Below are 19,401 nucleotides of genomic sequence, written 5' to 3'. Positions count from 1 at the left end.
CGGTTGGGTAGCGCTGGGTGCGACTTCGTCGAACCGGAGGACGCTCCCTCCACAAAGCCGTTTCACGCTCAGCGGCGGAGCGCCTAAAGTTGCTGCCTGTGGTGCCGATATAGGGAAATACCTCCTTGGCGGCGGTCTTTTCAACCAAACCAACGGCTGCAGGCCTGTCAGACTGCGCAAGGCCAAGGCAAGCGGCGGGGCACGTTACCGGCCTCGCCTCGGCAAGACACTAGAGGAGAGCAAGCGCCATGACTGCAATGCGAGGAGCCGCTGCCTATGGCGGCCGTGGTGCCGGGGCCTATGCCCGGGTGGGTGTCGAAAGTGCCACCATGTCGGCCAGCCCCCATCAGCTGATCGTGATGCTGTTCGACGGCGCCCAGGCGTCAATTCGCGCGGCACGCATTCACATGCAGGCGGGCAATACCGCCGAGAAGGGCAAGCAGATCTCCAAGGCATTGGATATCGTCAACAATGGCCTGATGGCCGCGCTGGATAGCGAAAAGGGCGGCGAGATCGCCGAGCGCCTGGCGTCGCTCTATGACTACATTGCCCGGCTGCTGCTGGCTGCTAACCTGCATGATGATCATGAGAGTCTCGATCAGGCCGAACGGCTCCTCGAGGACATTGCCTCGGCGTGGCGTGACATCGGCAGTGCCGGAACACAGGGCTGAATGACCATGGCGACACCGGGCGGTCAGCAGAGCGTCATCGAGGCCTATGAGCGTCTGCGACAGCAGGCCGCTCGTATGCGGGAGCTGGCCCAGGCGGGCGACTGGGATGCACTCCTTGACTCTCAGGCCGACTACCTGCGGCAGGTCGATCGGCTGCGTCGACTCGACGTCGACGTGGCGCTGGATGTCGACGGCATGACCCGCAAGGGGGAGCTGCTCGAGGCGATCCTCGACGATGATCTGCAGGTTCGCCAACAGCTGATGGCGCGCCGCGACGAACTCGGCGAGCTGCTGACAGCGTCGCGACGCCAGCGTCAGATGCATCGCGCCTATGGTCGGCAAGCCGCGTCTGCGCTGGAGCACGGTGGCGTGGACCCTTCCGATCCGGCCGGTAAGCGAGAGCCGTGAGTGGCATCACCCCTCTGATCGATACCCTGCTCCACCAGGTGCTGGGCAAGCGGGCCGATGTGCCGCGGGCGCGGGATCTCAATGAGCCGGTGCGCCCCGTGGATGCCGGTGAAGGCCCGCGGGCGCTGCATAGCGATTCCCGGCTTGACGGCCGACGCGCGTCGGCCGCTCCCTTGGCCGGCAATGCGCCCGCGACGCCTCGTGGCGACGCTGCCGATGCGCGAGCGGCGCCGGCCGAGCCTTCCCGGCCGGTGTCCTTCCAGACGCACTTCAGCCCATCGGCGCGGACCATTGCCGACCTGCTGGTGCGCTTTCCGGCACCGCCTTCCGTACTGAGCGCCAGCGCTCCCCTGATGGGCGCCGAGGAGCCGCCCAGCGTCACGACTCTGGCTAGCCGCTTGCAGGCCGGCGTGCGCGATAGCGGGCTCTTCTATGAGTCGCATCTGTCGCGCTGGTACCGGGGAGAGATGTCGCGCCAGCAGCTCGAGAGCGAACCACAGATGTGGCGAACTCAGCGCTTTACCCCTGCCGCGGCGAGCCTGGCTGAGCGAGCGGCCCTCCGTGCGGCGGCTTCGCCGGCTTCCAGCACGACCGCTGCACCGGGCTCGGGGGCGGCGCCCGGCGCGGCCGCTGCCTCTGGTGCGGCCGCTGCTTCCGCGGCCCACGCCGCGGGGCCAGCGACAGGTTCGGCGCCGCAGGGCAGCCCCACATCTAGTCCCATGCCAGGCGCGGCCGGGGCGCCGCTCCAGGGGGCGCCTCTCCAAGGGGCGGCCGCCCAGGCCGGCGGGTCCGCACCCACTGCAGCCAGTCAGGGTGCCGGCTCTTATGCGGCGACCGGGGCGCTGCTGCCGTCGGGTAGCGGCGGCACAGAGGGCGTGGCGCCGCGTGACAGCGCTTCGGCCGCGCCGCTGCGTGCGACGCCCGGCCAGGCTCCGGGTGCCCCGGGTGGCCAGGGGGGCAGTGAGGCGGCAGGAGCGGCTTCGCGGGATGCCGCCGAGCTCGCCGCGCGGTCGCGTCCCGCTGGCGGGGAGCCGGTACATGAAAGCCTTCATGGGGTGGTTCGGCATCAGCTCGAGATGCTGGTATCCCCGGTGCTGCGCTGGGAGGGGGATGTTTGGTCGGGCATCTTCATGGCGCTGATGGTGCAGCTGCCGTCTTCGGCGCAGCGTGATGGCGGCGAGGCTCAGGGGGAGCAGGAGCAGGCGTCGGCGGATCAGGATGTTTGGCACTCCGAATTGACGCTGCAGGTGCCGCGCCTGGGCGACATTCGGGTGATGATGTGGCTCCGCGATGCCGACGTCAGGCTGGAGCTGTCCGCCGCCGACGAGGCGGCGCTGATCGCACTGCGCGACGGTGTGCCTCGTCTCGAACAGCGGCTGAGGGAGGCCGGCATGGGGAGTGTCGTTGTCGAGGCGCGCCCGCTGAACGAAGAGGGGATGGGCGATGCCGGAGCGTGATACTGAGCGACGCCGTCAGGCAGTCGCCCTGGCCTACCGCGATGGCGACGATGCGCCGCGGGTGCTGGCCAAGGGCTATGGCGATATGGCCGAGCGCATTCTTGCCGAGGCCCGGCGTCAAGGGATCTATGTGCACGATGCCCCGGAGCTGGTTGGTCTGCTGATGGGGCTTGACCTGGATGAGCGGATCCCTCCGGCGCTATACCAGGTCATTGCCGAGCTGCTGGTATGGGTGTACGAGCTTTCGGAGGCGCAGTCGGATGGCGGCTTTGGTGAATGAGTGTAATTTTTTGTGATGAAATGCGCCGCTTCCCTGTGAGTTTTGTAGTTGTCAAGCGCAGTGCCGTGGGCTTTTGTCCCGCGGGCCAAGGGCTTAGAAAACTCATGAAAAAGTATTGACTTGCATCATGCGAAGGTAGGATCGAGCGTGATGCCGTGTCTGTTGGCAAGGAGGCTGCCAAGTCGGAGAATGTAGGCGCTTGTTAGGCGATGTGTGGGGAGTGTGTCGGCGCTGCCGCATGCTGTCTGCCATACGTCTAGCGGAACGCAAAAAAATAAGGACACGCAGCCTTTGCGTGCAGGGAACATCACCATGACCAACATGCATCACCTGGAGGAGATCCAGGAGCTCAATCTCGCCTATTTGTTGCTGGCTCAGCGTTTGCTCAACGAAGACCGATGCGCTGCCCAGTTTCGCCTCAAGATCAATGATGAGATGGCTGACCTGCTGCAGTCGCTGGGTGCCGCCCAGCTGGCTCAACTGGCTCGCAGCAATCAGCTGCTCTGTCACTTCGGCTATGACGAAGCGGAGCAGTTGCGGCAGGTCGTCGAAAACCCCCGCGACAACGGTCTTTCTCGGTTCCATGCTTCGCTGCTGATGGCGGGGCGGAGCGGTGAGCAGTCAGTCGTGGAGGGGTAGGGCATGACACAGAAAAGCCTGATCGCTGAAATGCAGCAGGTGCAGCTTGCCATCGAGCTGATCGAGCTGGGAGCGCGTCTCCAGGTGCTGGAGACCGAGACCGATCTCAGTCGGGCCCGCTTGATAAGGCTGTTCAAGGAGGTGCGGGGAATGTCGCCGCCCAAGGGCATGCTGCCGTTCTCCACCGACTGGTTCATTACCTGGCTGCCCAATGTGCATGCGTCCTTGTTCTACAACATTTACCGGCGCTTGATGAAGGATCAGGGGTGCGAGCGGATGCGCGCCTTCGTGACCGCGTATCGTCTTTACGGTGAGCAGGTGGCCATCGATGGTGTGGAGCCGGTGCTGGGGTTGACCCGGGCCTGGACCTTGATCCGCTTCTTCGAGAGCGACCTGTTGCAGCTTTCCACCTGCCATCAGTGTGGTGGCCATTTCGTTGCCCACGCGCATACCCCGGATCACGACTACGTGTGCGGAATCTGCATGCCGCCCTCGCGTGCGGGCAAGACGCGCAAGCGCCGCGAGCGCGAAGCGAAGCGTCGCGAGTCGGGCGCTGGCGGGGTCGTGATGTCGGAAGTGGCGGCGCGACGTAGCGGCACCTGAGCGAATTCGGGGCGCGGTGTTGTATCGAGCCATGGCGCTGCCCCGTCCCGGCCTTTGGCCGGGGCGGGGCTTCTTTCGTCCATTTTTTCACTCATTTTTTCGTATCCGGGCTCAAGTCGGCGTGTCTCCGGCCGATAGCTCGGGTATCGATAAGTCGCGTCCATGAAAGGATATCGGTTGTGCTGATTCTGGTTGGCTATATCGTCGTCATACTCTGTGTATTTGGCGGCTTCGTTCTGGCGGGGGGCTTTCTTGGGCCGCTCTACCAGCCCACCGAGCTGCTGATGATCGGCGGTGCCGGGGTGGGCGCCTTCATCGCTGCCAACAACGGCAAGGCGATCAAGGCCACCTTCAAGGTGTTTTCCAAGCTCAAGCGCACCAAGAAGTACAACAAGACCATGTACCTGGAGCTGCTGGCGGTGCAGTACAAACTGCTCAGCAAGATCCGCCGCGAGGGCATGCTGGGCATCGAGCGCGACATCGACAGCCCTCAGGAGAGCGCGCTCTTTCAGGAGCACCCCCTGGTGCTGGCCGACCCCATGGTGATGAACTTCCTGACCGACTATCTGCGCCTGATGGTCAGCGGGGGCATGGATCCCATGGAGATCGACGAGCTGATGCTCCATGAGATCGAGACCTTCGAGAAGGAGGCGCATATTCCTGCCGACGCCATCGCCAAGGTGGGCGATGCCATGCCGGCGTTTGGCATCGTGGCCGCGGTGATGGGGGTGGTCAAGGCGCTGACCTATGCTGACGCCGGTCCCGACCAGATGGGCGAGATGATCGCCCATGCCCTGGTGGGCACCTTTTTGGGAATTCTGATGGGCTACGGTTTCATCAATCCGGTGGCCAGCAGCATCGAACGCCAGGCCAAAGAGGCCGAGAAGATGCTGCAGTGCATGCGTATTACCCTGCTGGCCAGCCTTCACGGCTATGCGCCGCAGCTGGCGGTGGAGTTCGGCCGCAAGGCGCTGTTCGCCGAGGAGCGCCCCGGGTTCACCGAGCTCGAGGAGTACGTGCGTAACGCCAAGACGGGTGCTGTCGGCGAATGAGTGAGAGCGGTGGCAAGCGTCCGATCGTGATTCGGCGCAAGAAAGTGGTGCACGCCCATCACGGCGGCAGCTGGAAGATCGCCCTGGCCGACTTCATGACCGCGCTGATGGCGCTGTTTCTGGTCATGTGGATTCTCTCGGTGGCCACCGAGGAGCAGCGCCAGGGCGTGTCGGAGTACTTCAGCACGCCGCTGGTGAGTGCGATCAGCGGCGGCGATCGTGCCGGCAGCACCCAGGTGATTCCCGGCGGTGGGCCGGACCCGGCTCACAGCGACGGCGAGCGGGCAAGGGTGGATACCCGTCAGTTCAGTCGCCCCAGCGAGCAGCAGCGGCGCTTCTTCACTGATCTGCAGCGGCGCATCGAGACAGCCATCGAAGCCGACCCGGAGCTGCGTGAGCTGCGTCAGCAGATGCGCTTCGACCTGACCCAGGAGGGGCTGCGCATCCAGCTGCTCGATACCGAGCAGCGCCCCATGTTCGATGTTGGCAGCGACCGAGTCGAGCCCTACATGCGCAACCTGCTGCGTACCATTGCGCCGCTGCTCAATGAGCTGCCCAACTACCTGAGCATCAGCGGCCATACCGACAGCCGCCCCTTCATCGGCGGCTACCGCGGCTACAGCAACTGGGAGCTTTCCAGCGACCGCGCCAACGCCTCGCGTCGTGAACTGGTGGCCGGCGGGCTCGAGCCCCAAAAGCTGTTGCGGGTCTCGGGGCTGGCCGACCGGGTGGTGCTGCCGGATACCGATCCGCGGGATGCGATCAACCGGCGCATCGAGCTGCTGGTGCTGCTGCCTGATGTGGCCGACTACATTCGTCGCCCCAGCCTGCTCGGCGGGCCCGGTGTGCCAAGCCCCATGAGCCTGCGCCTGGAGAGCGAGGTGGAGCTGGCGCCGGTGCAACAGTTTACGGAAAGCTTACAGCGTTCGCTGCGTGCCCAGTGAGCGTGACTTGGAACCCAATCTGACACCAGGTGGTAATGCGCATGGATATCACGGACTTCTATGAGACGTTCTTCGAGGAAGCCGAGGAGCTGCTGGCCGATATGGAGCGTCACCTCCTGGAACTGGACGTAGACGAGCCGGATATCGAGCAGCTCAACGCGATCTTCCGCGCGGCCCACTCGATCAAGGGCGGAGCGGGAACCTTCGGGTTCGACGTGCTGCAGAAGACCACGCACCTCTTCGAGAACCTGCTGGACCATGCCCGCAAGGGAGAATTGGCCCTGCGCAGCGATATCGTCGACACCTTTCTGGAAACCAAGGATATGCTCAGCGATCAGTTGGACGCCTACCGCAACGGCGAAGCGCCCGATCAGGAGGCCTTCGAGCGCATCTGCCGCACCCTTCAGCAGCTGGCGCTGGAGGAAATCGGCCAGGATCTGGAGGGCGGGCCTGCCCCTGCCGCACCGGCGCCCGAACCTGAACCCACGCCGGCGCCTGAATCCTCCGGTGGGGAAGAGGCAGCGGCCCCGGCATCCGATGACGCCGGGGCACGGCGCGTGGTCGCCCTGCTGGGCGTCGCCGACAAGGACCGCGAGCTGCTGGTGGAGGAGCTGGGTCAGCTTGGCGAGGTGATCGAGCAGCGCGGCGACCAGACCCGCTATGAGGTGGTGCTGGAGTCGACCATCAGCAATGACGACATCGAGGCGGTGATGTGCTTCATCGTCGATGCTGACCAGCTGGAGATCAGCGCCCAGGCCGCGCCTAAAGCGGACGAGCCGACGGCCAAGCCGGATGCCGACAAGTCCGAGCCGTCGCAAAACGCCGACGCCAAGGCGCAGGGCGAGTCGCCGGCCCCGTCTCAGCAGGACACGCCTCAGCAGGCGTCCTCCAAGCAAGACGCCTCCGAACAGAAGGCACCGGCCGGCAAACCCAAGCCGAAGAGCAAGGCCAAGGCCGGGGGCAGCGAGAGCTCCTCGATCCGCGTCTCGGTCGATAAGGTCGACCAGATCATCAACCTGGTGGGCGAGCTGATCATCACCCAGTCGATGCTCGACCAGACCGTCAGTGAGCTGGATGGCCCGGCCAACGGCAGCCTGGTCAACGGCATGAGCCTGTTGCAGCGCAACGCGCGAGACCTGCAGGAAGCCGTGATGTCCATCCGCATGATCCCCATGGATTTCGTCTTCAGCCGCTTTCCCCGCGTGGTGCGGGAGACCGCCGGCAAGCTGGGCAAGGATATCGAGCTGGTCACCGAGGGCGAGTCCACCGAGCTCGACAAGAGCCTGACCGAGCGGATCATCGACCCGCTGACTCACCTGGTGCGCAACAGCCTCGACCACGGCATCGAGATGCCCGACGACCGCGAGGCGGCCGGCAAGTCGCGTACCGGCAAGCTGACGCTTTCGGCCAAGCATCAGGGCGGCAACATCATCATCGAGGTGATCGACGACGGCGCCGGGCTGAATCGCGACAAGCTCCTTTCCAAGGCGCGCGAGAACGGCCTGAGTGTCTCCGACACCATGAGCGATGACGAAGTGTGGCAGTTGATCTTCGCCCCGGGCTTCTCCACCGCCAAGGCGGTGACCGACGTTTCCGGTCGCGGCGTAGGCATGGACGTGGTCAAGCGAAACATCCAGGGCATGGGCGGTCACGTGGTGATCAAGTCCCAGCCCGGTGAAGGCACGACCATTCGCATCGTGCTGCCGCTGACCCTGGCGATTCTCGACGGCATGTCGATCAAGGTCGGCGATGAGATGTTCATCCTGCCGCTGTCGGCGGTGCTCGAGTCGCTGCAGCCCGCCAAGGAGGATCTCTATGCCATGGCCGGCGATGACGTGGTTCTCAAGGTACGCGACGAGTATCTGCCGGTGGTGGCTGTCCACGAGGCGCTGGACGTAGCCAATGCCAAGACCGAGCTGACCGAGACCATCGCGGTCATCGTGCAGGGCGAGGGGCGTCGCTACGCCCTGCTGGTGGACGACCTGGTGGGTCAGCAGCAGGTCGTGGTGAAAAACCTGGAAACCAACTATCGCAAGGTCCCCGGGGTATCGGCGGCGACCATCCTGGGGGATGGCAGCGTGGCGCTGATCCTGGATATCACCGGCCTGCATGCGCTGAGCCGGGCCAAGAAGGAAGCGCGCCGCCCTGCGCGGGACGCCCAGTCACTCGAAGCCTTTTCTGTCAATGAGCTGGAGACATCATCATGAATCAGACTCCCGAAGCGGCCATGGCCGCCGCCGAAGCCCACAACCGTGAGTTCCTGGTGTTTTCCCTGGGCGACGAGGAGTACGCGGTGGATATCCTCAAGGTGCAGGAGATCCGCGGCTACGAGAATGTCACGCGTATCGCCAACGCGCCGGAGTTCATCAAGGGCGTGACCAACCTGCGCGGGGTGATCGTGCCGATCGTCGATCTGCGCATCAAGTTCCACCTCGACAAGGTGGAGTATGGCGGCCAGACGGTGGTGATCGTGGTCAACGTCGAGGATCGCGTGGTGGGCATCGTGGTCGATGGCGTCTCCGATGTCATGACCCTGTCCCCGGATCAGATCAAGCCGGCGCCGGAGTTCGGGGTGACGCTCTCCTCTGACTTCCTCAGCGGGCTCGGCAGCCTGGAGGACCGCATGCTGGTGATCGTCGATATCGACAAGCTGCTGACCAGCGATGAGATGGCGCTCGTCGAGCGCGTGGCCGAATAAGGCCCTTGGCCGAGGTCAAGTCGCTTTAGCCAGAACCGATATACAATAATCTGGCTTCTTGCTTTAAAGCCAATGGGATCAGGGTGTTGCATGCTCAGACTGTCGACGATGCAGAAACTGTGGGGGTCTTTCGGGTTCATCTGGTTGGCGATGATCCTGCTGGTGGCCTGGGGAGCCTGGGAAAACCGGCAGATCATGCTCGATGAGCGCAAGGGCGCGCTGCGCGACTATATGGACATGGCCCTCAACGCCGTTGAGGGTCAGGCCCAGCGCGCCGCCGCAGGCGAGGTCGACGAGCAGGAGGCGCGCACCCTGGCCGCCGCCACCGTGCGTGACATGGTATATGACGAGGGGCGTGGGTATTTCTTCGTCTTCAATGACGATTTCGAGCTTCTCGCTCACCCCCGGCTGCCTGAAGGCACCTATGTCGGCGACTTCGAGAACGACGAGGGGCGTCGGCTCTTTCATGAATTCATCGAGTCGGTGCACCACGACGATGGCTTCGTCGATTACCTCTGGGCCCACGAGTCGGATGGGGAGCTGACGCCCAAGTCCTCCTACAACGCGGAATTCGCGCCCTGGGGGTGGTACCTGGGCACCGGCGTCTATATCGATGACGTCAATCAGGAGTTTCTCTCGACGCTGATCTGGAGCCTGGTGCGCCTGGTCGGCGTGGGTCTGCCGCTGACGCTGCTGATCGCCGGTGTGTTTCGCAACATCTCCCGGCAGCTGGGCGGCGAGCCCCATCGTGCCGCCGCGTTCGTTGGACACATCGCCGATGGCGACCTGACCCCGGAGGTGGCGCTGCGCAAGGGCGATCAAAGCAGCCTGCTCTATCATATCGACCGCATGCGTGGCTCGCTTGCCGCTACCATCGGCGAGATCAATCGTCGCGCCGAGGAGGTGGATCACGAAGTGGACAGCATCGTCGGCGTCAACGACGAGCTGGCGACCCGTACCGAGCAGCAGGCCGCTTCGCTGGAGGAGACCGCCTCGAGCATGGAGGAGCTGACGCAAACGGTGCGGCAGAACGCCGAGCATGCCGATCAGGCCCGCGAGCTGGCTGGCACCACCGAGCGCAGCGCCCAGCAGGGCAGTCAGTCGATGGAGAGCGTCATCGAGGCGATGTCGAGCATCAACGACAGCGCCGTGCAGATGACCAGCATCGTCGACACCATCGAATCCATCGCCTTCCAGACCAACATCCTGGCGCTCAACGCCTCGGTGGAGGCGGCCCGGGCCGGGGAACACGGGCGCGGTTTTGCCGTGGTGGCCGAGGAGGTGCGCAAGCTGGCCAGCCGCAGCTCGGAAGCGGCCCAGGAGATCAAGGCGTTGATCGAAGAGTCCGACAGCCAGGTAAGCCAGGGTAGTCAACTGGTGCGCGAGACCGGCGAGGTGATTCAGGGCATGGTGCGCGACATCACCCAGCTCAGCACCCTGGTGGCCGAGATCTCGTCGGCCTCAGTGGAGCAGAGCAGCGGCATCGAGCAGGTCAACCTCGCCGTCACCCAGATGGACCAGATGACCCAGCAAAACGCTCAGCTGGTTCAGTCCAGCAACACCGCGACCCAACGGCTGCGTGCCCAGAGCCGCGAATTGGTCCACCAGGTGGCGCACTTCCGCACGTCAGGACGGTCGAGCGCGCCAACTGCCGCGGATCCGCGGCCGCTTTCCCTGCCCCGGCAGGCACCGGACAGCGAGTGGTCACAGGATGCGCGGCGTGAGCCCGTGGATGCTTGAGGCCGAACAGGCGGCTGGCGGTCACCGACTGCCGGCGGGTCGACAATAACGATCAGGCGGCTTGCCTGGCGATCATGAGGGAACGACGTGAAGCTTATCAATAACATGACCGTGAGACTCAGCTGGAGCCTGGTGCTGGTCTTCTTTGCCGGCATGCTGGTGGTGCTCGGCGGCCTGGGGCTCTACGCTCTGCATCTGGGCACCACCGCGGTGGCGGAGATCGCCCCTCAGGCCGGCGAGAGCGGAACGGCCCTGTCGCAATCGTTCGTGTCCCAGGCCGGCTGGATGCGCCTGGTCATCGTTGCTGTGCTGATCGGCTCGGCCCTGGTCATGGCGGTGGTGATGTGGGGGATTACCGTCAATGTGCTCAAGCCGCTGGCGCGCCTGGTGGGGTACTTCGAAGGGTTGGCCCAGGGGGATCTCTCGCAGCCCGTCGAAAAACGCGGCAACAATGAGATCGGGCGGCTGTTCAACTCGCTGGCCCACATGCAGGAGGGCCTCTCCGGCACCGTGGGGACGGTGCGTCGCAGCAGCGAGGGTATCTATCACGGCGCCCAGGACATCGCCCAGGGCAACAACGAGCTATCCTCGCGTACCGAGCAGCAGGCGGCCTCGCTGGCCGAGACCGCCTCGAGCATGGAGCAGCTCGCTTCCACCGTCGAGCAGAATGCCGACAACGCGCGCCAGGCGACGCAGCTGGCGGCCGAGGCGTCGCGCACCGCCGAGCAGGGGGGAGAGGTGGTCGGCGAGGTGGTCACCACCATGCACGAGATCAGTGCCAGCTCGCACCAGATGTCGGACATCATCGGTGTGATCGACACCATTGCCTTCCAGACCAATATCCTGGCACTCAATGCCTCGGTGGAGGCCGCTCGCGCCGGCGAGCATGGCCGCGGCTTCGCCGTGGTGGCCCAGGAGGTGCGAAGCCTTGCCGGTCGCAGCGCTTCGGCGGCGGGGGAGATTCGAGAGCTGATCCAGACGTCGCTGAACCGGGTCGACGCCGGCACCGAGAGAGTCGACCAGGCGGGCAAGACCATGGGCGAGATTGTCGCCGCGGTGCAGCGGGTCAGCGACATCATGGACGAGATCGCTTCGGCTTCCCAGGAGCAGAGCAACGGCATCGGCCAGGTCAATCAGGCGGTGACCCAGATGGATCAGGTTACCCAGCAGAACGCTGCGCTGGTGCAGCAGGCGGCGACCGCCGCCACTCAGCTCGAGGCCGAGGCGGGGCATCTTCGCGAAGCCGTGCTGCGCTTCCAGCTCGCCGGCCACGCTCAGGCGTCGGGGGATGCCAAGGTGGCAGGCGAAGCGCCGCGCCCCTCACCGCTTCCGGTGCCCGCTAGCGACCCCAAGCCTGGCTCTCGCCAGGCAACGGCCGCGTCGCCGCCCGCTGGCACGCAAGGGGCGAGATCAGCCGACTCGCGCCGCAGCGAGACCAGCGAAGAGGAGGAGTGGGCGTCCTTCTAGAGGACCCCTCGTCGTCGCATCAAACACAACAACACGGTCGTTTGCCGCCCCCTGACGCGCAGCATGGCTCGTGTTCGCGGGGAACGACTCAGCTGTAAGGGAGCCATAACGCCATGCGCGATAATCAGCCGGTGACGCAGCGTGAATACTCAATGAGTGATGAGCACTTGCTGATCACTCGGACCGACCTCAAGGGGCGCATCACCTACGTCAATAACGATTTCATCGAGGTCAGCGGGTACCGCCGCGATGAGCTGATGGGCGCGCCCCATAATCTCATCCGCCACCCCGATATGCCGGAGGAGGCCTTTGCCGACCTGTGGCGGACTATCCAAGATGGGGAGAGTTGGCGTGGCCTGGTCAAGAATCGCCGCAAGGATGGCGATCATTACTGGGTCGACGCCACGGTCACGCCGATCATGGAGGATGGGCAGTGTCAGGGCTACACCTCGGTGCGCGTCAAGGCAGAGCCCGAGGCGATTCGGCGGGCAGACCAGCGCTATCAAGCGCTGCGCAATGGCAAGGGAAGTCGTTTCACCCTGCGTCGTGGACGCATTGTGCGGCGCGGCGTGGTAGGGCGTTTGGCGCGCTTCAACCTGAGCACCATTCGGGCCAAGTTGGTGATGCTCACCTGCTCGGCCCTGCTGCTGTTGACGGTCAGCGGGGCGGTTGGACTGTACGGGCTTCAAGTATCCGGCGAGCGGGTGGCGGAGCTGAACCGTGACGGCCTGCAGGATGTGATTCGCCTGCAACAGATCGACCAGCTGATCAGCGAGGGGCCCCAACGCCTGGCATCGGACCAGCGTATGGAGCTGCTTAATCAGCGCGAGGCCATTGCCGAACGGCTAGGCGACATCGGCGAAAGCCTTGGGGGGCTTTGGTCGGAGTACCAGGCGCGCGAGGTCAATCGCACCGAGGTCGCCGCGGAGTTCGATGCCCGGCTTGCCGGCTATCTACAGGATCATCTGACGCCCATGGCCGAGGCCCTGGGAGCGCCTGAGGCCTATGATGCCATGATGGCCCTCAATAACGACGCCGCCGCCCTGCGTGAAGAGGCGGGATCGCTCTCGGGTCTGGTCAATCAGCTGGTGGAGCAGCAGCGCTTATCGGCGCTCTCCATGGCCGAGGCGGCCGAACAGGGACAGCGGCAAATGCTGGTCGGTCAGGCCAGCTTCCTCGCGTTCGGCTTTTTGCTGCTGCTGATCATCAGCGTGTGGATCATGAGGGCGATCACTATCCCGCTGCGCCGGGCGATGAATGTCACGCTCCAGATTGCCTCCGGCAACCTGGCCACGCGGGTTCCGGCCATGAAGCAGGACGAAGTGGGGCGGCTGATGAGTGCAATTGGCATCATGCGCCACAGTCTTTATCTCACGACTCAGACAATCAAAGAGGGCGTGGATATCGTCACGCCGGCCAGCGGGTCCATTGCCAAGGGCAACGAAGACCTCTCGGCGCGCACCGAGCAGCAGGCGGCGTCTCTGCAGCAGACCGCCTCGAGCATGGAAGAGATGACCACCACTGTGCAGCAGAACACCGACAATGCCCGACAGGCCAGCGGCCTGGCATTGGACAATGCCAATCGGGTGCGTGAGACCGGCGACCTGATGCAGGAGGTGGTGCAGAGCATGGAGCGGATCACTGCCAGCTCGCGTAAGATGACCGATATCATCAACACCATCGACGCCATCGCTTTCCAGACCAATATCCTGGCCCTCAACGCCTCGGTGGAGGCGGCAAGGGCCGGCGAGCAGGGCCGTGGCTTTGCTGTGGTGGCGGGCGAGGTGCGCAATCTGGCCGGCCGCAGCGCGGATGCCGCCAAGGAGATTCGCGGCCTGATCGCTACCTCCAACGGCGAGATCGAGAGCGGCGCCTCCCAGGTCCAGCAGGCCGAGGGGGCGATGAGTGAGGTGGTGGCCGCCTCGCAGCGGGTCAACGACATCATGGGTGAGATCACCGCGGCTTCCGAAGAGCAGAGCGGTGGTATCGGCCAGATCAACCGGGCGATCACCGAGATGGATCAGGTGACCCAGCAGAACGCTGCCCGGGTGCAGCAGACGGCCTCTGCGGCCGCCGAGCTTCAGACCCAGGCCGAACGGCTGGCCCGCGAGATCGGCGTCTACCGCCTGAGCGGGGCAGGCGCGGAGACGGTGGAGCCCTTGGGTGAGCGTCGCGGCGAAGCCGAACCACCCGCGACGCTGACGAGGCAGCGTGATCCGCTACCCGCTGCGCGCTCGCGCAACGAGCTGGCCAAGCGTGACGAAAAGGCTGAAGCCGATCAGAGAACGGCAGTCGAAGAGGAGTGGGAAACATTTTGAGCGAGCCAGTGGAAGGCCCTGCCAACGATGCAGGCCAGTGGTCCGGGGCGGGCCAGATGGAGCGCGACCTGATCCTGACCGATGAGGACTTTCGCCAGATTCGTGAGCTGATCTATCAGCGGGCGGGGATCGTGCTGGCCGAGCACAAGCGGGAGATGGTCTATAGCCGGCTGGCCAAGCGGCTGCGTCATCACGGCATGACGCGGTTTAGCGACTACCTGGCGCGGCTGGCGCGCCAGCCCGAGGCGCGTGAGTGGGAGGCGTTCACCAACGCCCTGACCACCAACCTCACCGCCTTCTTTCGTGAGGCGCACCATTTTCCGCTGCTCGCCGCGCACGTGCGCGATAAACGGGAGCCGGTGCGCATCTGGAGCGCGGCGGCCTCCACCGGGGAAGAACCCTACTCCATCGCCATGACGCTGCTGGAGGCGCTTGGCTCGCGGGCGACCAACGCCAAGGTGGTCGCCACCGATATCGATACCGAGGCCCTGGAGCGGGCCCGGGCGGGTATCTACCCGGTGGAGCAGGTGCACAAGCTCGACGAGGCGCGAGTCAAGCGCTTCTTCCAGAAAGGCCGGGGGCGCCACGAAGGCCTGGCCCGGGTGCGTCCCGAAGTCACCTCGCTGGTGGAGTTCAAGGCCCTCAATCTGCTGGCCCCCAAGTGGGCGGTGCAAGGACCCTTCGATGCGATCTTTTGTCGTAACATCATGATTTACTTCGACAAGGAGACACAGGCGCGTATTCTCGAGCGCTTTGCGCCGCTGTTAAAACCCGATGGGCTGCTGTTTGCCGGTCATTCCGAGAACTTCTCCTACATCAGCAAGGCGTTTCGGCTGCGCGGCCAGACCGTCTATACCCTCGCCGACCGCCGCTGAGCATTCTCAGCGCGTGCCGCGCCTGGGGTCCGAAGTTGCAGACGTTGTGTCGCGCTGTTGACTCAGAGTTAAAGTTTTCGCCCACGCAGCCGATGCCCATCTAAGTCAGTGATTGCCGTGGGTCGCCTGATGCGACCCGAAACACAAGGAGGCCCGCCTTGGGATCGAACACGATCAAGGTGCTGTGCGTTGATGACTCAGCGCTGATTCGCGATCTGCTTAGCGAGATCATCAACGAGCAGCCCGACATGGAAGTGGTGGCCGTGGCGCCCGACCCGCTGGTCGCTCGCGACCTGATCAAGCGGCACAACCCCGACGTGCTGACCCTGGACGTCGAGATGCCCCGTATGGACGGGCTCGACTTTCTGGAGCGGCTGATGCGGCTGCGGCCGATGCCGGTGCTGATGGTATCGTCGCTGACCCAGGCCGGTTCGGAGGTCACGTTGCGTGCCCTGGAGCTGGGGGCGGTGGACTTCGTTGCCAAGCCGTCGCTGGGTATCCGCAGCGGCATGATGGAGTACGCCAACGACATCGCCGAGAAGATTCGTGCCGCCGCCAAGTCGCGCCCTCGCCAGGCCAGGCGGAAGGATGCCCCGGCGCCGACACGCCTCAAGGCGCCGCTGACCTCCAGTGAAAAACTGATCATCATTGGTGCTTCAACTGGTGGCACCGAGGCGATCCGCGCGGTGCTCGAGCCGCTGCCCGCCAACAGTCCGGCCATCCTGATTACCCAGCACATGCCGGGGGGCTTCACGCGCTCCTTCGCCGAGCGGCTCGACCGGCTGTGCCGAATCACCGTCAAGGAGGCCAGCGACGGCGAGCGCGTGCTGCCGGGGCATGCCTATATCGCTCCGGGTGACAGCCATCTCAAGCTGGCCCGCAGCGGTGCCAACTATGTGGCTCGCCTGGATGACGGCCCGCCGGTCAATCGCCATCGGCCCTCGGTGGACGTGCTCTTCCACTCGGCGGCGACCCAGGCCGGCCGCAACGCTATCGGCGTGCTGCTGACCGGCATGGGCAAGGACGGTGCCGCGGGGCTGCTTGAGATGCGTCAGGCCGGATCGTCCACCCTGGCTCAGGACGAGGCGACCTGCGTGGTGTTCGGCATGCCGCGTGAGGCGATCGCCCTTGGCGGGGCCGCCGAGGTGATCGGCCTGGATGCCATTCCGGAGCGCCTGATGTCGCTGGTGGCGGCGTCGGGGCGGGCTCAGCGGGTTTGATCCGACAACCACAATAACGACGATAACTCCTGTTCCAGTCAAGTGAGGAAGTGCCGCAATGAGCCGACTGATTCGCAATATCAGCATGCATGTGTCCGTGATCGTGGCCTTGGTGAGCTTCGCCCTGTTGATCGGGCTGGTGGCGCTGCTGTCGGCGCTCTCCGACCGGCAGGCCGGGCACACCATGGCGCAGCTCAACCAGATCAACGTGCAGCAGCTCAATGAGATCAACCGGGCCGATGCGCTGCTCAACGGTGCGCGGGTCAACCTGGAGATTGCGTCCAATGAGATCATGCTGGGGCGCATGGCCCAGGCCAATGAGATGCTTGATATTGCCGCGGATCAGCTCGAACGCAGCGAGCAGCGTTTTGCCAATTTTGCCGCCGTGCCCAAGACCGATGAGGGCCAGGCCCTGGCCGAGGCGCTGGAGGGCAACTTTGCCACCATGCTGGAAGGCGTCCGTTCCCAGCATGTCGCCCTCGATGAGCTAGACACGCCGCAATTCAATCGCTTGCGCGAGGAGCTCATGGCGCCCGGCGAGGCGTTGGGGGAGTCCATGACCGCCTTTGTCCGTCATGGCTTCCAGAGTGGCGAAGCGGCCGTGGCCAGCTTCGGCGCTCGGGCCAGCCTGTTCGAGTGGATCAAACTGGGCGCCCTGCTGGTCGCGGCCGTGGTGCTGATGCTGGTCTATCTTGGCCTGCGCACCACCGTGATTCGGCCGCTCAATCGTGCGGTCGTGAATCTGCAGACCATCGCCAAGGCCGATCTGAGAACGACGATTCCCGAAGGGAGCCGCAACGAAGTCGGGCAGCTCTTCAACGCCATGCGCGATATGCAGCAGAGCCTGGTGCGCATCGTCGGCGAGGTGCGCGGCAGCAGCGAATCGATTCACGTGGGTACCCGGGAGATCGCCAGCGGCAATGCCGATCTCTCGTCGCGTACTGAGCAGCAGGCCGCGTCGCTGGAGGAGACGGCGTCGAGCATGGAAGAGCTCACCGCTACCGTGCGCCAGAACGCCGACAATGCCCGCCAGGCCAGCGGGCTGGCCCAGCAGGCGTCGAGCACCGCCGAACGTGGCGGTGAGGTGGTGCAGCGCGTGGTCGCCACCATGGACGGGATCACCGATAGCTCTCAGAAGATCAGCGATATCACCGGCATGATCGATTCCATCGCCTTCCAGACCAATATCCTGGCGCTCAACGCCTCGGTGGAGGCGGCGCGTGCGGGGGAGCAGGGCCGCGGCTTCGCGGTGGTGGCCGGCGAGGTGCGCAACCTGGCCAGCCGTAGCGCCACGGCGGCCAAGGAGATCAAGACGCTGATCGATGGTTCCGTCACTCAGATCAACGACGGCAACCAGCAGGTCCGCGAGGCCGGTGAGACCATGAGCGACGTGGTCAAGGCGGTGCGTCGGGTCACCGATATCATGGATGAAATCTCGGCCGCCTCCCAGGAGCAGAGCGACGGCATCGAGCAGGTCAGCCAGGCGGTTGGTCAGATGGATCAGGTGACCCAGCAGAATGCCTCGCTGGTGCAGCAGGCCACGGCAGCGGCCGCTTCGCTGGAGGAACAGGCCAGCCGCCTTGAGCAGGCGGTGGCCGTGTTCCGGCTGACCGGTGACGGGTCGGGGCCTCAAGCCGGCGGCGACTCCTCGGCGAGGGAGGCTCAGACACGCACTGGATCGGCAGCGTCGTCTTCGGCGTCATCGCGCGCGCTGGCCGAGGTGGATCCCAAGCCGCGTCGGCGCAGCGCCGCCCGTCAAGAATCGGTTGCCGAAGGTGAGTGGGAAGAGTTTTGAATCACGATGGCGGGTCGTCCGCCGTTATCTGACGCCATGCATATGAGAGAGGAATCCTGATGGCCGACAAGAACATGAGCTTTCTGGTGGTAGACGATTTCCCGACCATGCGTCGGATCGTTCGCAGTCTGCTCAAGGAGCTCGGGTACACCAACGTCGAGGAGGCCGAGGACGGCCAGGATGCCTTGAGCAAACTGCGCTCCGGCAGCTTCGAGTTCGTGGTATCCGACTGGAACATGCCCAACCTCGATGGCCTGGAGATGCTCAAGCAGATTCGCGCCGATGATGCCCTCAAGGACCTGCCGGTGCTGATGGTGACTGCCGAGGCCAAGAAGGAGAACATCATCGCAGCCGCTCAGGCCGGCGCCAGCGGCTACGTGGTCAAGCCATTCACCGCTGCCACCCTGGAAGAGAAGCTCAACAAGATATTCGAGAAACTGGGCAAGTGATGCTGGCGGCGCTGCCCGCCGGTTTACAGGAGACGACACGATGAGCGCAAACGAGCAGCCAGACGAGGCCCAGCAGTCAGGCGGCGAGGATCTGGTGCAGCGTATCGGTCAGCTGACACGCATGCTGAGGGAGAACATGCGCGAGCTGGGGCTGGACAAGGAGATCGAGAAGGCGGCCGACGCCATTCCCGACGCCCGGGACCGGCTGAGCTACGTTGCCACGATGACCGAGCAGGCGGCCGACCGGGCACTGAACGCCATCGACCGCGCCCAGCCGCTTCAGGATTCGCTGAGCGAGCGGGCCGAAGCGCTGGACAAGCGCTGGGCGGCTTGGTTCGCCGAGCCCCTGGAGCTCGATCAGGCCCGCGAACTGGTCACCGAGACCCGCGCCTATCTGGGGGAGGTGCCGGACAAGACCCAGGCTACCCAGAAGGAACTGCTCGAGATCATGATGGCCCAGGACTTTCAGGACCTGACCGGCCAGGTGATCAAGAAGATGATGGACGTCATCCGCGAGATCGAGCATCAGCTGGTCCAGGTGCTGATCGACAATGTGCCCGATGAGCAGGGGCGAGAATCCATGCAGCGCAAGGCCAACGACCAGTGGGAGAATGACGCCCGTCGGCGTGAAGAGGGGCTGCTCAACGGCCCTCAGATCAAACCCGAAGGGGCCGATACGGTGGCCAACCAGGATCAGGTCGATGACCTGCTCGATCAGCTAGGCTTCTAACGCGTTCGCGCCCCTTGCCCAGAACGCGCTTCGGCGCCGATGCTCATGGTCGATA

18 protein-coding genes are annotated in these 19,401 nt (G+C 64.7%); all 18 read left to right on the top strand.

What is annotated here, in order from left to right; genetic code table 11:
* Positions 1 to 248: 248 nt before the first annotated feature.
* Positions 249 to 671 (top strand): flagellar export chaperone FliS, encoded by a 423-nt coding sequence (gene fliS, locus ACZIYR_RS10555; RefSeq protein WP_473033733.1) that lies wholly within the window; start codon positions 249 to 251, stop codon positions 669 to 671.
* Entirely contained in the window at positions 672 to 1,079 is a 408-nt protein-coding gene (locus ACZIYR_RS10550; protein WP_483526653.1) for a flagellar protein FliT, read from the top strand.
* Positions 1,076 to 2,536, top strand: a complete 1,461-nt coding sequence (fliK, locus tag ACZIYR_RS10545) for a flagellar hook-length control protein FliK (RefSeq protein ID WP_483526652.1) — start codon at positions 1,076 to 1,078, stop codon at positions 2,534 to 2,536. Before ACZIYR_RS10550 ends, fliK begins: the two co-directional genes overlap by 4 nt.
* Positions 2,523 to 2,816, top strand: a complete 294-nt coding sequence (locus ACZIYR_RS10540; RefSeq protein WP_483526651.1) for an EscU/YscU/HrcU family type III secretion system export apparatus switch protein — start codon at positions 2,523 to 2,525, stop codon at positions 2,814 to 2,816. The genes fliK and ACZIYR_RS10540 overlap by 14 nt, the downstream gene beginning before the upstream one ends.
* 312 nt (positions 2,817 to 3,128) lie before the next feature.
* The gene (gene flhD, locus ACZIYR_RS10535; protein ID WP_473033728.1) at positions 3,129 to 3,455 is read left to right on the top strand and encodes a flagellar transcriptional regulator FlhD; all 327 of its coding nucleotides are present in this window, start codon (positions 3,129 to 3,131) and stop codon (positions 3,453 to 3,455) included.
* A gap of 3 nt (positions 3,456 to 3,458) precedes the next feature.
* Complete coding sequence (flhC, locus tag ACZIYR_RS10530; protein ID WP_483526650.1) at positions 3,459 to 4,058, top strand: flagellar transcriptional regulator FlhC; 600 nt, start codon at positions 3,459 to 3,461, stop codon at positions 4,056 to 4,058.
* Positions 4,059 to 4,237: 179 nt separating this feature from the next.
* Complete coding sequence (gene motA, locus ACZIYR_RS10525) at positions 4,238 to 5,110, top strand: flagellar motor stator protein MotA (RefSeq protein WP_483526649.1); 873 nt, start codon at positions 4,238 to 4,240, stop codon at positions 5,108 to 5,110.
* Entirely contained in the window at positions 5,107 to 6,054 is a 948-nt protein-coding gene (gene motB / locus ACZIYR_RS10520; RefSeq protein ID WP_483526648.1) for a flagellar motor protein MotB, read from the top strand. Before motA ends, motB begins: the two co-directional genes overlap by 4 nt.
* A 41-nt stretch (positions 6,055 to 6,095) precedes the next feature.
* Positions 6,096 to 8,261: a chemotaxis protein CheA gene (gene cheA / locus ACZIYR_RS10515; RefSeq protein ID WP_483526647.1), complete on the top strand. Its 2,166-nt coding sequence runs from the start codon at positions 6,096 to 6,098 to the stop codon at positions 8,259 to 8,261.
* Positions 8,258 to 8,752, top strand: coding sequence for a chemotaxis protein CheW (locus ACZIYR_RS10510; RefSeq protein WP_473033724.1), 495 nt, complete (start codon positions 8,258 to 8,260; stop codon positions 8,750 to 8,752). The genes cheA and ACZIYR_RS10510 overlap by 4 nt, the downstream gene beginning before the upstream one ends.
* Positions 8,753 to 8,842: 90 nt before the next feature.
* On the top strand, positions 8,843 to 10,492 hold the full coding sequence (locus ACZIYR_RS10505) for a methyl-accepting chemotaxis protein (protein WP_473033722.1): 1,650 nt from the start codon (positions 8,843 to 8,845) through the stop codon (positions 10,490 to 10,492).
* Positions 10,493 to 10,579: 87 nt separating this feature from the next.
* Complete coding sequence (locus tag ACZIYR_RS10500) at positions 10,580 to 11,959, top strand: methyl-accepting chemotaxis protein (protein WP_483526646.1); 1,380 nt, start codon at positions 10,580 to 10,582, stop codon at positions 11,957 to 11,959.
* A gap of 113 nt (positions 11,960 to 12,072) precedes the next feature.
* On the top strand, positions 12,073 to 14,277 hold the full coding sequence (locus ACZIYR_RS10495; RefSeq protein ID WP_483526645.1) for a methyl-accepting chemotaxis protein: 2,205 nt from the start codon (positions 12,073 to 12,075) through the stop codon (positions 14,275 to 14,277).
* The gene (gene cheR / locus ACZIYR_RS10490) at positions 14,274 to 15,152 is read left to right on the top strand and encodes a protein-glutamate O-methyltransferase CheR (protein WP_483526644.1); all 879 of its coding nucleotides are present in this window, start codon (positions 14,274 to 14,276) and stop codon (positions 15,150 to 15,152) included. The genes ACZIYR_RS10495 and cheR overlap by 4 nt, the downstream gene beginning before the upstream one ends.
* A 158-nt stretch (positions 15,153 to 15,310) precedes the next feature.
* A complete protein-coding gene (locus ACZIYR_RS10485; protein WP_483526643.1) occupies positions 15,311 to 16,372 on the top strand; it encodes a protein-glutamate methylesterase/protein-glutamine glutaminase in 1,062 nt (353 codons plus the stop codon).
* A 58-nt stretch (positions 16,373 to 16,430) separates the two neighbouring features.
* Positions 16,431 to 18,167 (top strand): methyl-accepting chemotaxis protein, encoded by a 1,737-nt coding sequence (locus ACZIYR_RS10480; protein WP_483526642.1) that lies wholly within the window; start codon positions 16,431 to 16,433, stop codon positions 18,165 to 18,167.
* A gap of 59 nt (positions 18,168 to 18,226) precedes the next feature.
* Positions 18,227 to 18,616, top strand: a complete 390-nt coding sequence (gene cheY / locus ACZIYR_RS10475; RefSeq protein WP_238974746.1) for a chemotaxis response regulator CheY — start codon at positions 18,227 to 18,229, stop codon at positions 18,614 to 18,616.
* A 40-nt stretch (positions 18,617 to 18,656) separates the two neighbouring features.
* On the top strand, positions 18,657 to 19,346 hold the full coding sequence (gene cheZ, locus ACZIYR_RS10470; RefSeq protein ID WP_473033716.1) for a protein phosphatase CheZ: 690 nt from the start codon (positions 18,657 to 18,659) through the stop codon (positions 19,344 to 19,346).
* Positions 19,347 to 19,401 lie beyond the last annotated feature (55 nt).

It is taken from the genome of Billgrantia sp. NRB1 (assembly GCF_056921725.1).
This window is presented reverse-complemented; position numbering and strand designations above follow the sequence as displayed.

Bases quoted from the DNA above. Each gene is read 5' to 3' on its own strand.
- fliS (WP_473033733.1), top strand. From the start codon at position 249: ATGACTGCAATGCGAGGAGCCGCTGCCTATGGCGGCCGTGGTGCCGGG.
- ACZIYR_RS10550 (WP_483526653.1), top strand. From the start codon at position 672: ATGACCATGGCGACACCGGGCGGTCAGCAGAGCGTCATCGAGGCCTAT.
- ACZIYR_RS10540 (WP_483526651.1), top strand. From the start codon at position 2,523: ATGCCGGAGCGTGATACTGAGCGACGCCGTCAGGCAGTCGCCCTGGCC.
- flhD (WP_473033728.1), top strand. From the start codon at position 3,129: ATGACCAACATGCATCACCTGGAGGAGATCCAGGAGCTCAATCTCGCC.
- flhC (WP_483526650.1), top strand. From the start codon at position 3,459: ATGACACAGAAAAGCCTGATCGCTGAAATGCAGCAGGTGCAGCTTGCC.
- motB (WP_483526648.1), top strand. From the start codon at position 5,107: ATGAGTGAGAGCGGTGGCAAGCGTCCGATCGTGATTCGGCGCAAGAAA.
- cheA (WP_483526647.1), top strand. From the start codon at position 6,096: ATGGATATCACGGACTTCTATGAGACGTTCTTCGAGGAAGCCGAGGAG.
- ACZIYR_RS10510 (WP_473033724.1), top strand. From the start codon at position 8,258: ATGAATCAGACTCCCGAAGCGGCCATGGCCGCCGCCGAAGCCCACAAC.
- ACZIYR_RS10505 (WP_473033722.1), top strand. From the start codon at position 8,843: ATGCTCAGACTGTCGACGATGCAGAAACTGTGGGGGTCTTTCGGGTTC.
- ACZIYR_RS10495 (WP_483526645.1), top strand. From the start codon at position 12,073: ATGCGCGATAATCAGCCGGTGACGCAGCGTGAATACTCAATGAGTGAT.
- ACZIYR_RS10480 (WP_483526642.1), top strand. From the start codon at position 16,431: ATGAGCCGACTGATTCGCAATATCAGCATGCATGTGTCCGTGATCGTG.
- cheY (WP_238974746.1), top strand. From the start codon at position 18,227: ATGGCCGACAAGAACATGAGCTTTCTGGTGGTAGACGATTTCCCGACC.
- cheZ (WP_473033716.1), top strand. From the start codon at position 18,657: ATGAGCGCAAACGAGCAGCCAGACGAGGCCCAGCAGTCAGGCGGCGAG.